The 15562-nt window shown below is 61.4% G+C and carries 12 protein-coding genes; 4 read left to right on the forward strand and 8 right to left on the reverse strand.

The features are described from left to right. Positions 1-53: 53 nt before the first annotated feature. Positions 54-995, forward strand: a complete 942-nt coding sequence (gene gshB / locus NKJ35_RS16095; protein ID WP_352476888.1) for a glutathione synthase — start codon at positions 54-56, stop codon at positions 993-995. A gap of 162 nt (positions 996-1157) precedes the next feature. Next, the gene (locus NKJ35_RS16100) at positions 1158-2690 is read left to right on the forward strand and encodes a YifB family Mg chelatase-like AAA ATPase (RefSeq protein WP_352648603.1); all 1533 of its coding nucleotides are present in this window, start codon (positions 1158-1160) and stop codon (positions 2688-2690) included. Positions 2691-2731: 41 nt separating this feature from the next. Here the strand turns inward: NKJ35_RS16100 and NKJ35_RS16105 are convergent, their stop codons facing one another. The 8 genes from NKJ35_RS16105 to NKJ35_RS16140 all read right to left on the reverse strand — a co-directional run bounded on the left by NKJ35_RS16105 (position 2732) and on the right by NKJ35_RS16140 (position 12044). Beyond that, on the reverse strand, positions 2732-3826 hold the full coding sequence (locus tag NKJ35_RS16105) for a hypothetical protein (protein WP_352648377.1): 1095 nt from the start codon (positions 3824-3826) through the stop codon (positions 2732-2734). Between the two features lie 157 nt (positions 3827-3983). Beyond that, on the reverse strand, positions 3984-6158 hold the full coding sequence (locus tag NKJ35_RS16110; RefSeq protein WP_352648379.1) for a malate synthase G: 2175 nt from the start codon (positions 6156-6158) through the stop codon (positions 3984-3986). A 254-nt stretch (positions 6159-6412) separates the two neighbouring features. After that, positions 6413-8440 (reverse strand): hydantoinase/oxoprolinase N-terminal domain-containing protein, encoded by a 2028-nt coding sequence (locus NKJ35_RS16115; RefSeq protein ID WP_352648381.1) that lies wholly within the window; start codon positions 8438-8440, stop codon positions 6413-6415. 160 nt (positions 8441-8600) lie between these two features. After that, positions 8601-9311, reverse strand: coding sequence for a hypothetical protein (locus NKJ35_RS16120; protein ID WP_352648384.1), 711 nt, complete (start codon positions 9309-9311; stop codon positions 8601-8603). Between the two features lie 292 nt (positions 9312-9603). Then, the gene (locus tag NKJ35_RS16125; protein WP_352648386.1) at positions 9604-10227 is read right to left on the reverse strand and encodes a CDGSH iron-sulfur domain-containing protein; all 624 of its coding nucleotides are present in this window, start codon (positions 10225-10227) and stop codon (positions 9604-9606) included. Between the two features lie 241 nt (positions 10228-10468). Beyond that, complete coding sequence (locus tag NKJ35_RS16130; RefSeq protein ID WP_352648388.1) at positions 10469-10840, reverse strand: hypothetical protein; 372 nt, start codon at positions 10838-10840, stop codon at positions 10469-10471. 278 nt (positions 10841-11118) lie between these two features. Continuing rightward, complete coding sequence (locus NKJ35_RS16135; RefSeq protein WP_352648391.1) at positions 11119-11631, reverse strand: hypothetical protein; 513 nt, start codon at positions 11629-11631, stop codon at positions 11119-11121. Between the two features lie 170 nt (positions 11632-11801). Further along, the gene (locus tag NKJ35_RS16140; protein ID WP_352648393.1) at positions 11802-12044 is read right to left on the reverse strand and encodes a hypothetical protein; all 243 of its coding nucleotides are present in this window, start codon (positions 12042-12044) and stop codon (positions 11802-11804) included. A 284-nt stretch (positions 12045-12328) separates the two neighbouring features. On the opposite strand from NKJ35_RS16140, the gene NKJ35_RS16145 reads away from it, so the two are divergent. Next, complete coding sequence (locus tag NKJ35_RS16145) at positions 12329-12799, forward strand: hypothetical protein (protein WP_352648395.1); 471 nt, start codon at positions 12329-12331, stop codon at positions 12797-12799. Further along, positions 12799-15528: a KGGVGR-motif variant AAA ATPase gene (locus tag NKJ35_RS16150; protein WP_352648397.1), complete on the forward strand. Its 2730-nt coding sequence runs from the start codon at positions 12799-12801 to the stop codon at positions 15526-15528. Before NKJ35_RS16145 ends, NKJ35_RS16150 begins: the two co-directional genes overlap by 1 nt. Positions 15529-15562: the final 34 nt, after the last annotated feature.

The following is a 15562-nucleotide window of genomic DNA, read 5'->3' on the forward strand; positions in this document are numbered from 1 at the left end:
CGTATGTGCGTCCAGGTGGACGCACGTCGCTCCAAGTGCGCCGGAGAGCACCCATGCCCCTGAAAGTCGCCGTCCAGATGGACCACATCTCCACCGTGTCGATTGCCGGCGACACGTCGTTTGCGCTGTCGCTGGAAGCGCAGCGGCGCGGGCACCAGTTGTTCCACTACACGCCCAACCGGCTGTCGCTGCGCGACGGCAAGGTGTTTGCCCGTATCGAGGCGATGCAGGTCCGCGACGAGAAGGGCAACCATTATTCGCTGGGCGAAGAAGTCCGCACCGACCTATCGGAGATGGACGTCATCCTTTTGCGGCAGGATCCGCCCTTCGACATGAACTACATCACCACCACGCATATCCTCGAGCGCATCCATCCGAAGACGCTGGTGGTCAACGACCCGGCCTGGGTGCGCAACAGCCCGGAAAAGATCTTCGTCACGGAATTTCCCGACCTGATGCCGGACACGCTGATCACCAAGGATCCGCTCGAGGTCGCCGCCTTCCGCAAGGAGTTCGGCGATATCATCGTCAAGCCGCTCTACGGCAATGGCGGCGCCGGCATCTTCCACCTGCATGAGGCCGACCGCAACCTCGCCTCGCTGCTCGAAATGTTCGGCCAGATGTTCCGCGAACCCTACATCGTGCAGCGCTACCTCAAGGAGGTGCGGGCTGGCGACAAGCGCATCATCCTGATCGACGGCGAGCCTGTCGGCGCCATCAACCGCGTGCCGGCCGAGCACGATTCGCGCTCCAACATGCATGTCGGCGGCCGCGCCGAAAAGACCGAGCTGACGGAACGCGAACGCGAGATCTGCGCCCGCATCGGCCCCTCGCTGAAGGAGCGCGGCTTCATCCTCGTCGGCATCGACGTCATCGGCGACTACATGACCGAGATCAACGTGACCTCACCGACCGGCATACGCGAAGTGCAGCGCTTCGGCGGCGCCGACATCGCCAGCCTGTTCTGGAATGCGGTGGAGGAGAAGCGCAGCTAGCCTCGCTTCGCGAGCGGCCGCGTTGCAAACCATCGCAGCCGTTGCGTTCAGCCGTTCCCCAAATGTTCTTGCCTTCGCCGGAAATCTGTGGTTGTCTCCGGTGACGCCGTTCGCGGCATGATCGCAAAGGCTTGGGGCAAAAGCCGCATCCGGGGTGAAGACATGGTGGCGCGGGTTCGCACGGTTGCTTTCCAAGGCATCGAGGCCGTGCCGGTCGACGTGCAGGTGATGATCGCGCCGGGCAAGGTCAACATGCACATCGTCGGGCTGGCCGACAAGGCTGTAGCCGAAAGCCGCGAGCGGGTGCAGGCAGCACTTCATGCATCCGGCCTGTCGATGCCGTCGAAGAAGGTCACCGTCAATCTGGCACCCGCCGACCTGCCGAAGGAAGGCAGCCACTACGATTTGCCAATCGCGCTCGGGCTGATGGCGGCGCTCGGTGCCATTCCGGGCGACATGCTGGCCGGCTATGTCGTGCTTGGCGAATTGTCGCTCGACGGAACCATTGCCGCGGTGGCCGGCGCGCTGCCGGCGGCGATCGGCGCCAATGCCGAAGGCAAGGGCCTGATCTGCCCGTTCGCCTGCGGGCCGGAAGCCGCCTGGGCCGGCAAGGATTTCGACATATTGGCGCCGCGCAGCCTGATTGCCATCGCCAATCATTTTCGCGGCACGCAGGTTCTGTCACGGCCGGAAGCCGGCATCCATGCCGCGGCGCGCGACCTGCCCGACCTTGCCGACATCAAGGGCCAGGAGACCGCCAAGCGGGCGCTGGAGGTGGCGGCCGCCGGCGGCCACAATCTTTTGATGGTCGGGCCGCCGGGGTCGGGAAAGTCGATGCTGGCGCAGCGGCTGCCGTCGATCCTGCCGCCGCTGGCGCCCAGGGAATTGCTCGAAGTCTCGATGATCGCCTCGGTGGCCGGCGAGCTCGGGGAAGGAAAGCTCACCGACCGGCGGCCGTTCCGCGCCCCACATCATTCGGCCTCGATGGCGGCGATGGTCGGTGGCGGGTTGCGCGTGCGGCCGGGCGAGGCCTCGCTCGCCCATCACGGCGTGCTGTTCCTCGACGAGTTTCCGGAATTTTCACCGCAGGCGCTCGATGCGTTGCGCCAGCCGCTCGAGACCGGCGACTGCATGATCGCGCGCGCCAATCATCGCGTCACCTATCCGGCGCGCATCCAGCTGGTCGCGGCGATGAACCCGTGCCGCTGCGGCATGGCCGGCGAGCCGGGCTATCGCTGCCTGCGCGGCGACCGCTGCCGCACCGACTACCAGGCGCGCATTTCCGGCCCGCTGCTCGATCGCATCGATCTCAGGATCGAGGTGCCGGCGGTCTCGGCCACCGATCTGATCCGGCCGGACCGGGCGGAGAAGAGCGCAGCTGTGGCACTACGCGTCGCCCGCGCCCGTACGATCCAGCGTGAGCGTTTCGAACGGCTCGGCGCGACCTCCGCCACCACCAACGCGCATTGCTCGCCGTCAGTCATCGAGGAGATCGCCATGCCGGATGCCGCCGGCCTGTCGCTGCTGAGGGATGCCAGCGAAAAGCTCGGCTTTTCCGCACGAGCCTACCACCGCGTCTTGAAGGTGGCGCGGACACTGGCCGATCTCGAGGCCAGCGAGACGGTCGGCCGCATCCATCTGGCCGAAGCGATTTCCTACCGCATGAGTTCGGAGCGGATGGCGCAGGCGGCGTAGGAGCGTCCCGTCCTACGGCCGAATACAAAGAAGAGTTCTGGTCAATTCCCGATGCGGATTCCGATCTCTTTCGCTTCGAGGTCAACTAGTAAACTATTCGTTTCAAAATATCGTATGCCAATGATGTTGTGGCCGATCGTTGGAGAGAATTCCAACTCGGATCCGTATGACGTGTCGAACTTCCACTCCCCCAACATCGCGATTTTTACCGCCACTCTGGTCCCGACATCCATGGATCCGCTTGAATCTTTTGGCGGGTTGTCCGCTATTACGATTGTGGAGTTTCCCGTATCGTAAAGCGTCGGCCGGCAACTTGTTTTTTCGTTCAATAGGATACATGAACCTATGGTTGGAAAGTTATAGCTATCGCTAGCTGTTTTCCATTTTTCCGCATTGAACTCGCTTTTCACGCTGTCCGATATTCCAATGTGAAGTGCCTTGACCGCCGGGCAATTCGCATCCTCATTCGAGCAAGCTCTCCAATCGGTCCCTATCGGGGAAAGATAATATCCCTTTCGCAAGCCATTTCTGGGACTCACAGCGTCCATCGGCGATTTCAGCATTTGATCTGGTCCCCCGCCTCCAATAGGGGAAATGCCAAAAACGCCCTTTGGCCAGAGCCGACCGCCGACAACTTCACCTGTGCTGCGTCTAACTTTTTTGTATCGAATAAGGAAGGGGATGGAATCCTCAGTAGAAACGGAAGCGGCTCGTGAGCCGAAAGTCACTCGAGCCAAGGCAACATTTCCGTACTCGTCATAGGTTCCGTAATTCACGACGGCTTTTTGGGTGGTGACGGTTATCCCATCTAGTTCCAGATCTTTCGTGATTTTTATACCTTCGACGGAACACAGCTTCCTCGGAAGCACAGAAGCACAGTCGATCGTCATGCCACTGGATCCGGTATCCAATAAGAGTGGTTGATTTATTTTTCGGTTACCGATGGACAGCACCTTAACATACAACATCCGGATATTGGGTGGATTTCCCGGGTATTCCAATTTTATAAGAGGAACAGCTAACGGCACCTCTTCTGCAGCTTGGATCGCCAGCGAGTTGAGCAGCAGGGCCCCCCAAATAACTAATATCGATACCAAGAATTTCCTGACGTTTAGTTCAGACTTGTTTTTGCTCATTCGTCCCCCTCCCGCGAAATCCGCCCGCACGCTATCTGCGGAGCAAATCGTAATAGCCAGTCAAGGCCAGCCTCCACCCTACAGTGCATCGTGAAAACATTTAATGCTTGGCGATCCGCAAGCGTTTATAGCCCGACTGTTATAGGTTTTACAGGTTTCATCCCACGCCCTGCTGCGCCTTCAATTCCAACCTCCGCGCGTGCAGCACTGGCTCGGTGTAACCGTTGGGCTGGACGCGGCCTTTGAAGACGAGATCGCAGGCGGCGAGGAAGGCGATGGACTTGTCGAATTCCGGCGCCATCGGCCGGTAGAGCGAATCGCCTTGGTTCTGGCGATCGACGATAGCCGCCATGCGCTTCATCGTCTCCATGACCTGCTCGGGCGTGCAGACGCGGTGATGCAGCCAGTTGGCGATGTGCTGAGAGGAGATGCGCAGCGTGGCGCGGTCCTCCATCAGGCCGACGTCGTTTATATCTGGTACTTTCGAGCAGCCGACGCCCTGGTCGATCCAGCGCACGACATAGCCCAGAATGCCTTGCGCGTTGTTGTCGAGCTCCTTCTGGATGTCTTCAGGCGACCAGTTCGGCCGCCTTGCTACCGGCACCGACAGGATGTCGTCGAGCCTGGCCTTGGGCCGACTTTTCAGCGCCTTCTGGACGGCGTGGACGTCGACCTTGTGGTAGTGCGTGGCGTGCAGCGTCGCCGCCGTCGGCGACGGCACCCAGGCGGTGTTGGCGCCGGCCTTGGGGTGCGCGATCTTCTCGGCCAGCATTGCCGCCATCAGGTCGGGCATCGCCCACATGCCCTTGCCTATCTGGGCGTGGCCGGCCAACCCGCATTCCAGCCCGGTATCGACGTTCCAGGCTTCGTAGGCGGCAATCCAGGCGGCCTGTTTCATGTCGCCCTTGCGGATCATCGGGCCGGCTTCCATCGAGGTGTGGATCTCGTCGCCAGTGCGGTCGAGGAAGCCGGTGTTGATGAAGACGACGCGGTCTTTGGCGGCGCGGATCGCCTCCTTGAGGTTGACGGTGGTGCGCCGCTCCTCGTCCATGATGCCCATCTTGATGGTGTTCCTGGCCATGCCGAGCAGCGCTTCGGCGCGGTCGAAAATCTCGACGGCGAAGGCAACTTCCTCCGGCCCGTGCATCTTGGGTTTTACGATGTACATCGAGCCCGCGCGAGAATTGGCGCGGCGCCCGTTCGGGCCGATGTCGTGCAGCGCGATCAGCGCCGTCAGCGCCGCATCCATGATGCCTTCCGGCACCTCGTTGCCGTCGCGGTCCGATATCGCCGGATTGGTCATGAGGTGGCCGACATTCCTGACCAGCATCAGCGAGCGGCCGGGCAAGGTCAGCGTGCCGCCATCCGGCGCAGTATAGGTGCGGTCGGGGTTGAGCCTGCGGACAAAGCTCTTGCCGGCCTTGGTGATCCCTTCCGCCAAGTCGCCCTTCATCAGGCCGAGCCAGTTGCGGTAGACCAGCACCTTGTCCTGCGCATCCACCGCGGCGACCGAATCCTCGCAGTCCTGAATGGTGGTCAGCGCCGATTCCAGCACGACATCGGCAATGCCGGCCGGATCGGTGCGGCCGATCTGGTTGTTGTGGTCGACAACGATTTCGATGTGCAGGCCGTTCTTGACCAGCAGGACGGCTTCGGGATTGGCGGCATCGCCGCGATAGCCGGCAAACTGCTTGAGGTCGGCAAGCGTGGTGGCGCCGGCACCCTCGCCCAGCCGCAACATGCCGTTGGCGACCGAAAGCCCGTTCACCCCAGCCCATTTGCCTGTGGTGAGCGGCACCGCCTCGTCGAAGAAGCTTTTCACCCAGGCGACGACCTTGGCGCCGCGCGCCGGATTGAATTTGTTGCCTCGCTCGGCACCGTCCGTCTCCGGAATGGCATCGGTGCCGTAGAGCGCATCGTACAGCGAACCCCAGCGCGCATTGGCGGCGTTCAGCGCATAACGCGCGTTCATTACCGGCACCACCAGCTGCGGCCCGGCGACCGAAGCGATTTCCGGGTCGACATTTTCGGTGGTCACGCTGAACGCCGGCCCCTCGGGCAGGAGATAGCCGATCTCGCGGAGGAACGTCTTGTAGGCCTCCATGTCGACGGGGGCGCCATTGTCGCGGTACCAGCGGTCGAGCTTGTCCTGCATGGCGTCGCGCTTTTCGAGCAGCGCCCGATTCTTTGGCGAGAGATCATGGACGATGGCCGAAAAACCGTTCCAGAATGCCTCCGCCTCGATGCCGGTGCCCGGCAGCGCCTCGTTCACGACGAAATCATGAAGCTCGCGGGCAATCCGCAATCCGGCGATCTCGACGCGATCGGTCATCAGGGCTTCTCCAGACGAAAGGCTAGGCCGGGCCTTTGACATGTCAGGGTGACAGGGTCAATTCGGCTTAGGTGAAGGTAGGGCGTTTTCGCTGCCGATCTCCCCCCTCGAGGGGGAGATGGGCGCGAAGCGGCCAGAGGGGTCGGTTCGACCGGGCTCGGCCTCCTGCGGCAGAAGGAAGTCGCGCTTCATGCGAGGCGACCCCCTCTGTCGCCTTCGGCGACATCTCCCCCTCGAGGGGGGAGATTACGCGCTCACACCGCAATCCTTGGCCGTCCCGACGCCACCGCCACGACATGCGCCTCGATGAACATGCGCTGGCCCTCGACGGTCGAGACGCGGAACTCGCTGGCGATTTCGATCTCGGCGTTGTCGGTGCCGGCGTCCTTCGCCCGTCCGGCGGCAATCGCGCGCACATCTTTCTCCGCCGCGGCGATCGCCGCCGCCTCGTCGTTGAAGTCCCGCACGCTTTCGCCTGAGGCGACGCGGAACAGGCCTTCCTTGGGCTGACTGACCCGCGCCTCGGCCGAGACCCGTACCTGGCCGACGACGGCGCCGAGCGCGTTGGCGACATCGGTATCCTCCGGCACGACGCAGTCGTTGCCGACCAGCTCGGCTAGGCCGGCATAGTGCAGTGGCGCCGAGGCGCCGAGGCCGATCACCGGACGGTCGAGCGCGACGCTGAGGCGGGCGATGCCTGGATGGGCGTCGACGGCACGCTGGACCAGGGCATGGGCGACGGTCGCCGCGCCATCCAGCCCATCCTCGGCGAAGGCGGTCTCGAGGATAACTTCGGCCGACAGGCGGGTCAGCGCGGTCAGCACCCGTTCCGAGATCGCCTCCGGCGAGGCGGCGATGAACTGGCCTCGGCCGTCACGCCTGCGCGCGAACAGTTCGGCGCCGAGACGCGCCGCGGCCGCATCCCAATTGGCCTGCCTGCCCAGCACATGCGCGGCATCCGACGGCGTGAAGCCTACGACATGCACCAGCCCGCGCGACACCAGCCGGTTCAGAGTGGCGTTCTGGGCATTCGAGGTCAGCAATCTGTCGAGAGCCCGCGGCACGGCACCGATCAGCTCGTAAAGCCGGGCCTCTGCGCCGGTCAGTCCGGCTGCGAGCCGCTCCGGCACGCCAGTGCGAACCGCCAGGCGGCCATCCATGCGGCCGGGGTTGGGGGCCCGCAGCTGGCGTTCGAGCTCTGATGTAACCGCTTCGCCATGCATCATGCCGGCCAGCGCCAGCGGCACCAGGCGGCGCGGCCCGAGCAGGATTCTCGGATTGAGCGCGCCGTCTTCCAGCGCCACCTCGGAATCGCCACCCAGCCCAAAAGTGCGCATGGCGACGGCCTCGACCATGGTGCGGAAACCGCCGACGGTGGCGCCTTCCGGATCGAGCCGCGGCCGGCCCTTGTCCAGCACGGCGACGTCGGTGGTGGTGCCGCCGATGTCGGAGACCACCGCATCGTCGAGGCCGGTCATGTGGCGGGCGCCGACGAGGCTGGCGGCCGGGCCGGACAGGATGGTCTCGATCGGCCGCTGACGGGCAAAGGCGGCCGAGACCAAAGCGCCGTCGCCGCGCACCACCATCAGCGGGGCGGCGATGTTGCGCGCGGCCAAAAAGCCTTCGGTTGCCGCGACCAGCCGGTCGATCATCGAGATCAGCCTGGCGTTGAGCAATGTCGTCAGCGCCCGGCGCGGGCCGCCGAGCTTGGCCGACAGCTCGTGGCTGGCGGTGACCGGCAGGCCGGTCCTGTCGCGGATCAGGTTCCGCGCGCTTAGCTCGTGCGCCGGATTGCGGGTGGCGAAATAGGCGCAGACGGCAAAGCCGGACACCGACTTTTCCAGTTCCGGCAAAGCTGCCTCGAGCCCGGACAGATCGAGCCTCGCGGCATTGCCGTGCACATCGTGGCCGCCGGGGCAGAACACCACGGGATCGGTGCCAAGTGCGGCCTTCAGCCCGTCGCGGGCGAGGTCGCCCTCGGCAAAGCCGATCATCACCAGCGCCACGCGGCCGCCCTGGCCCTCGACCAGCGCATTGGTGGCTAGCGTCGTCGACATCGACACCAGTTTTATCGCAGTCGGGTCGGTGCCGGCCATTTCGAGCACCGCATCGACCGCGCCGGAGATGCCGACCGCCAGATCGTGCCGTGTCGTCAGCGCCTTGGCCTTTGCCAGCACTTTGCCGCTTGGGCCGCCGGCCTCCGACCACAGCACCGCGTCGGTGTAGGTGCCGCCGGTGTCGATGCCGAGGAAGAGGGGTGGCGATTTGGTCTTGGCGGTCATATTTGGGTCCGGAGAATTCGTCTCCGCCCCTTAGCGGATACCGGCGGATCGATAAAGCCGTGATGGCTGGGCCAAGATGGGAGTTCGATCTCCCCCCTCGTGGGGGAGATTGGCAGCTTGGCCGCCTACCCCACAAGAAAGGCTTGTTGGCCAAATAGGGCTACGCCCGGTTGCCCGGCGAGCCTTCGAGCGGCCTGCCGACAGAAGCGGTGGGCCGTTCGCGGCAGAAATACAAGATCGTCAGCATCACCGCGACAAGCAGGATGGCGTAGTAGATCGAGACGCGGGCATAGACCTCCGCCTTTTCCACCGGGAACGTGCGACCCTCGATGGCGGCGCGCGCCACCATCGAGGCAACCAGCGCGTCGCGGGAGAAGATCAGGTTTATTGCGGTCAATGGCAGGACCGAGGCGAACAGCAGGGCATTGCAGAGCTTCGCCCTGAGCTCGAAGCGCAGCAGCATCACGCCACACCAACTGTAAAGGGTGCTGTAGAGCGCAACGGCCGCTGTCTTCAGCGGCGTGTCCTCCACCATGAACAGGAACGGCGCGCCGTCGTCTGGTCCGGTGAGGCGCAGCAGGGCCCAGATCCCGGACAGCACACCCATCGTGCCGAGCAACAGATTGGCCCATTGGCGCTGGCCGGCGGGCTGCTCCGTCTGCGCATAGGACAGCAGCCATTCGCCCAGCGAGACGTTTGCCACCCTTACAAGGCTGAGCAGGATCAGCGAAAGGACCTGCCGGGCCGCCCATGACGCCGGCTGGCCAAGAACGGTCTCGGCAATGCCGAGCTGGTCGGCCAGGACGACGGCCGTGTTCACCCAGGCGTAATCGATACAGAGGCTGAGAAACAGCAAGACATATTTGCGCACTTTGAAATCCCCCAAGCCCGACGACCGCCATTCCGGCATATGCACGCACCGGTAGCAAAGATCTAACATCAACCGGGCGCAGTTGTCGAAGGCCGAGATTGGCGGCGAGCGCTGGGCCGCGACGCCTAATCTCCTTGAGGGGGAGATGTCGCCGAAGGCGACAGAGGGGGTCGGTACGTCCTGACGCGACCCCCAATAGTGGACAGAGGATGCCGGCGCTCCACGCGAGACGACCCCCCTCTGTCCTGCCGGACATCTCCCCCACGAGGGGGGAGATTGGCAGCTTTGCCGCCTACCCCACAAACCCCACCTTCTTGTGGCTGCCATCGCAGAACGGCTTGTTGGCGGAATGGCCGCAGCGGCAGAGGAAGGCGCGTTGGGTGCGATCGACCGTGTGGCCGGTGCCGGTGACGATTTCGACATTGCCCTCCAGCTTGAGCGGGCCGTTGGTCGTCGGTGTGACGGTCAGCGGGCCATTGCGCGCCTCCAGCGCCGGCGGATCCTTCAGCGGCGGCTCGCCCGTGGCGGTGAAGCCTGCCTTGGTGTGGCTGCCGTCGCAGAACGGCTTGTTTTCCGAAGCGCCGCAGCGGCACAGCGTGGCGCGGAAGAACGTCTCGCCGCCAAGCACGATCTCGGCGTGCAGCGCCAGCGGACCGTTTTCCCTGATGCGCACGGTGTTGACCACCGGCGGCTTCTCCTGGGGGCCGCCATCCTTGCGGACATAGGTGATGGCGCCGGACGGGCAGGCTTCGGCGAGCGCCACGACCTTCTCGACGCTGGCCGCCTCGGGGTGGATCCACTGGCCGGGCGCATTGGGCACGAAGACACGCGGATCGCCAAGCACGCAATTGCGCGAATGGATGCAGCGGCGCCCGGAAAAGCCGATATCGATTTTTTCGCCTTCGACCACTGCCATGGGTGCATCTCCTTGCTGAAGGCGTCACGCTATGGCGGCGGCCGGGACGGCGTCAAGCTGCCTGAGAGGCTGGGCGCCTGATCTCCCCCCTGGAGGGGGAGATGTCGCCGAAGGCGACAGAGGGGGTCGTTGCGCGTGGAGCGCCGGCATCATCTGTCCGCGATGGGACGTCGCATCAGGACGTACCGACCCCCTCTGGCCTGCCGGCCATCTCCCCCTCAAGGGGGGGAGATTTGCCACGTCACGGCACCAGATCGATTTCCTCGGTCTCGCCGCCGCTGCAGGTGTAGCAGCAATCGTCGCACTTTTCCGTGTTGCCGGGGCCGACACCCCAATAGGTGCTGTCGTCGCCATCGACCCAGGCGCCATAGCAGATCGATTCGCCGTCATTGCAGGACAGCGGGATCGACTTGGTCTCGCCGTCGTTGAGATAATAATCCTGATTGTTGCCCGGCCAGACATGGTCGCGGTCCTGGCTGTAGAGTTCGACGCGCATGGCGTTCGGATGGCTGTTCTTGATCTCGAAGGTGACATCGCCGGCATGCGCGACGGGCGCAAACAAGGCGGCAAGGCAAAGCGCCGCGGCAGCGCGGCGCACGGAAGCGTAGAACATTGGATATTCCCCCCGGAATGAAACGGCCTGCCCGGCCGCGAGGGGGAACATGGCATGGCGGCGGGATGGGTGGAAGGGGGTGCGCCAATTGCACATCGCGAAAGGCGCAGCGTTGCCAAGCAAGACCCCTCTCCGGTTGCTTCGCAAACCACCTCTCCCCACTTGTGGGGCGAGGAAATGCCAATCGCCGAAGCCTCACAAGACCTGGGTTCCTCGCCTCCACGAAGTGGGGGAGAGGTGGCCGCGAAGCGGCTGGAGAGGGGGCGGTCCGACCGGGCTCAACGCCCGGGCTTCAGCAGCGTCCAGATCCAGCCGATGAATGTGAGCACCAGAAAGGGATATCCGACAGCAGGCAGCGGCGCCGAGGTCGGCAGCAAAGGCGCACCCCACAAGATCAGGCCGGCCGACGCAACAAACAGCAAGGCGGCCACGACAGCCGTGAGCCGCATCCACAGCGCGAAGGTTTTCGGCGCGCTGACCATGACCAGCGCCGCCGCCCAAAGCGAGATACCGCCGACATAGGAGGGTAGGCTGGCCTCAAGCCCGGCCGCATTGCCGGCCAGCAGCAGGCTCTCGCCGGCGAGAAAGGTCAGAAATCCGGCCGCCACGCAGTCATTGCCCTGGCGCTGATATTTCATCGTCAGCAGCGCGGTCGCCACCACGAGCGCCGCGCCGTCGATCGTCCAGAGTGTTTCGCGGAGGGACGCGCTCTCGACGAAGGTGCCGGCGAGCCCGAAGGCGCCGCCGATGGCGAGGCCTATCGCGGCGATGGTATCCAAGGTGGAACGCATTGAGATCTCCTCCCAAAGCCGCCTAAGGATACTTCAGGACGAGTACTCCCAAAAGGTGGGCTTATGCGGGCCGAAATCAACTATATCGTGAATGGTCTGATCGCAGGGAAGATTTTCCGGCAGCGCTGTCGCGGATTTCGAGCGGCCCGATATTGGACGAGATTGAGACCTTAAAGCGGCGAGAGACGATAGGACTCCGCCCGGCAACTCGGCTGGCCTTTGAGCGGCCTTCCGACAGCAGTGCCCTGCCGCTCCCGGCAAAAATACAAGATCGCCAGCATCACCGCGACAAGCAGAATGGCGTAGTAGATCGACAGGCGGGCATAGACCGCCGCTTTTTCCGCCGTGAAGGGTCGGCCCTGGCTGTCTGCGCGCGCCTGGATCGAGGCAACCAGCGCATCATGGGAAAACAATTGGTTTATTCCGGCCAATGGCCAGGTCGATGCGAACAGCGGGGCGTTGGGATCAGGAACGGTCCAAGCGTGGGAAAGACCTTCCCGAAGGCGCCATTGCGGATTCGGCAGGCGCAACATGGGCCGAAGTGAAGCGGAAAGAGGCGATTAAGTCGAGTGAGGTGTTTGGCTCTTGGGAACTCGCGTTCTGTTCGTGTATCGTGCACCGGTGGCATTAAGCCCGAGTCGGCACCGCTAGGCGCTTTTCTGAAAACATCGTAAAATTACAGAAGCAATAACGTCATATGCTGAAAGTACTTCAAGACGAGCACCGTAGGAACTTTCGCGATTTGCTCAGCACTGCATCCGCGGTACGCCGGGCAAAGGTGCGCGGAGAGATCCCGGCTTTGGGTCCTGCACACCTTCTGCATTTTTATGCCGCCGAGGTTGGCTTAAAATATCTTCTCAATAAGACAGCAAAAATACCATTTCGACATGAGACAACAAAAAAAGCCGAAGATGTTGAAGGCTTCAGTCATGGGATCGCAAAAATGATCGCGCGCCTAAAAGTGCCGGCGGCGAGGGTGCCTGCGCCGCCTAAGGCAGATTATAGGTGCGTGCCAGGGTTCAACGACGGTTCCGGAGGCCAACGCTTCTTGTTGTGCGATGCACATCAGGCTTGGAGGTACGGGTTAGTAATCGAGGCGACCGATGAAATTGATCTCACTGGCTACATTGAACAGGTCACTAAATACCTCGAAGGGGAAATTGCCTAATGAATGTACGTGATTCCTTGCGAGTCGCCGAACTGATCTCATGGGTAGATGTAGCCAGGAGGCTGTCTAGTATTGATGCGATCGGCGGTCCTTTGTCACCACCTAGCGGATTGATTTCAACATCGGCTTACTGGAGCGGCCTTGACGTTGTCATAACTCGGGACGCCGACGAAGATGCAATACGTTCGTGGCTTAAAGGCGTTTTTGGCAGTTGGCTAAATACGACGGATGAGCGGACGATGCACCTTGAGTTGTCGGCGCCACGGGGAATGGAGACCCTTCCGGTGGTAATCGTTCGAAGCGAGGAGACAACGCCAGCAAAAAGAATCTATGGGCCTAATGCTGCTCTTGACGGTGAGAGATATTTTGACGTCGAGTTTCCGGCACGAGGCGACAAAAAAGGACCACCGGTCTTTGCTTTTCACAGTGTCAAAGGAGGTGTTGGAAGGACAACGACAGCCTTAGCTTTCTCGCTTGAGGTAGCAAATGAGAATTCTGGACCAGTTCTGCTAGTGGATGCCGATTTCGAAGCCCCTGGTATAAGCTTTCTACTTCAAAGCCGAAAATCGGGATTCACGATATCCTTGGAAGATTTGCTAGCACTAGCTCACGCAGATCGAACCGACGGATTTCAAGCCACGTTGGACTTCGTCAGTAGGAGAATGATCGATCAACTTGTAAACGGCGTATACGTTTTACCCGTTAAACGCCTGCTAGATGATCTTTCAGGTTTTGCTATCCGGCCCGAAAATCTCCAAGCAGCTCGTAGCGACGATCCCTTCGTTGTACCAGATTTGGTGCGAGAACTAGCAAGCCGCCTTGGCTGCCGAGCTGCTGTGGTAGACTTGCGAGCGGGCCTTGTTGACGTGTCTCTTCAGTTTCTCGCCGATCCGTCTGTGGAACGGGTTTTCGTTTCGAGCACCTCTGGTCAGTCCGTTGCAGCGCTAATAAGCATGATGCGAACACTTGGAATGGTTGAAGAGCAGACCGGAGTTCGCGGACGTCAGCCTTTTGTATTGTTCAACCAACTCCCAATATCGCGGTTTGGAGATTTCAAGTATCGTGGCGATCTTGCAGGGCGCCTTACATTGAGCGCAGCCGAAGAATTTCCGTCATTCGACGACGACGATGACACAGAGGCAAGTCCAGTGGCAGTCGGGTTTATCCCGCACTTGGCTGAACTAATAGCGATGTCGGGAGAGTGGGACCCTTTTGTGAGAGAGCTGACTACTTCGAGCTTCATACCTCAATTAAAGGGTGAGATGGCCGATTGGGCAGGGTGGGAGGCGCTTAGTGGTTCGGAACCACAGCAAACCGTCCCGGTTGCGCCACCATTCGAGGCGGACAAACGTTGCCGGCAGCTGGAAGAATTCGCCTCAAAGCTAACTTTTGCGGAAACTGCTAGCGATCTTGCAACCCCGCTTGTCACGCCGCCACTTGAGCGGCTTGCAACGGATTTCTTGAGCCAACCGCCTGTTGTCCTCGTTGAGGGAGCCAAAGGAACTGGCAAGACTCTGACGGCAAGATTTTTCCTGGAGCGCGGCAGCTGGAACGCCTCAGTTGCTGCTCTTCAAACTACAAATAAAAGCTCGTTCGAGGGTCCTTTCATCCCCACATTCGGATCTTTGACCAGCGATAAGATCACATCGCTTGTCGGCGAGAGAAGAACCCGGGCCAGTGCCGTGCTGTCGGGGGGAAAACCCGCGACGCTCTCCGAAACTACGCAAGCCATTCGAGAGCAGCTTACCAAAGTACCGCAAAGCGACTGGCTGGGCTTTTGGCTTTCGCAGATTGCAAATTCGGCAGGATTTATTGGGGACACCGCTTGGCCAGACTTCCTAGCTGCAGCCAAGTTGGCGGCGGTAAGACCTGTCGTGCTCGTAGAGGGGCTGGAAGAGGTGCTAACCGACCCATTCAATCGAGCGAATGAGGCGGCAGCACTTGCTTCTTTGCTCTTGGATGTGCCCTTGCGCCTTCGAGAAGAAGCCGGGCGACCGATTGGATACATAGCATTTGTCCGCGCTGATATGATCCAGGCGGCTATCGCCCAAAACGCCGGACAGCTTCGTGCTGTTTTTTCGAACTATGCGCTGACTTGGCGAGACATTGATATTAAGGAACTAGTCGTTTGGCTTGTTAGCAATAGTGGTGCGATCCCTGGGCTTTGGTCGAGCGATTGGCGTCTCTCCCACTCATCACCAGAGCTACAGGAGAATGATCTTCGACGCATATGGGGTGTCAAGCTAGGTAAAGATGACAGCCGCGAAGCACGGACAACTGAGTGGGTTATTTCTGTACTTACAGACCTTACTGGTCGGCTAACTGCAAGAGACCTTGTTCGATTTGTAGGAGAGGCGGCAAAATACTCTCGAGGCCATGGCCTAGATGACCGATTGCTGGCGCCTTCCGCTTTAAAGGCCGCTGTTGAATTTACAAGTGAGAAAAAGGTCGAGGAGTATCCCAAAGAGGTTACTCAACTAGAGGCTATATTCGAAAAATTTAGAAAAGCTCCCGGTTTTGTTACACCTTTTTCGCGCATCGAGGCTCAAGGTCTGGGCTTGTCGGATGGAGATTTGGAGAATTTGGAAAAGTATGGCGTTGCGTACCAGGAAGAAGGACGGTTTGAAGTTCCAGAGCTATTCAGAATAGGCCTTCAAATGCGCAGAGGTGGCGCGCGTCCAAACATTATCAGTCTGACACGACGGGCGCGCGAACGAGCGCGCGCTTGATAAACAAGTTGTTGTCAGTAAGAATGACTCATAG

This window comes from Mesorhizobium sp. M0136 (assembly GCF_040322515.1).
Classification (GTDB): domain Bacteria; phylum Pseudomonadota; class Alphaproteobacteria; order Rhizobiales; family Rhizobiaceae; genus Mesorhizobium.

Coding starts and splice junctions, on each gene's coding strand:
- gshB (WP_352476888.1), top strand. CDS start 54: ATGCCCCTGAAAGTCGCCGTCCAGATGGACCACATCTCCACCGTGTCG.
- NKJ35_RS16100 (WP_352648603.1), top strand. CDS start 1,158: ATGGTGGCGCGGGTTCGCACGGTTGCTTTCCAAGGCATCGAGGCCGTG.
- NKJ35_RS16105 (WP_352648377.1), bottom strand. CDS start 3,826: ATGAGCAAAAACAAGTCTGAACTAAACGTCAGGAAATTCTTGGTATCG.
- NKJ35_RS16110 (WP_352648379.1), bottom strand. CDS start 6,158: ATGACCGATCGCGTCGAGATCGCCGGATTGCGGATTGCCCGCGAGCTT.
- NKJ35_RS16115 (WP_352648381.1), bottom strand. CDS start 8,440: ATGACCGCCAAGACCAAATCGCCACCCCTCTTCCTCGGCATCGACACC.
- NKJ35_RS16125 (WP_352648386.1), bottom strand. CDS start 10,227: ATGGCAGTGGTCGAAGGCGAAAAAATCGATATCGGCTTTTCCGGGCGC.
- NKJ35_RS16130 (WP_352648388.1), bottom strand. CDS start 10,840: ATGTTCTACGCTTCCGTGCGCCGCGCTGCCGCGGCGCTTTGCCTTGCC.
- NKJ35_RS16135 (WP_352648391.1), bottom strand. CDS start 11,631: ATGCGTTCCACCTTGGATACCATCGCCGCGATAGGCCTCGCCATCGGC.
- NKJ35_RS16145 (WP_352648395.1), top strand. CDS start 12,329: ATGCTGAAAGTACTTCAAGACGAGCACCGTAGGAACTTTCGCGATTTG.
- NKJ35_RS16150 (WP_352648397.1), top strand. CDS start 12,799: ATGAATGTACGTGATTCCTTGCGAGTCGCCGAACTGATCTCATGGGTA.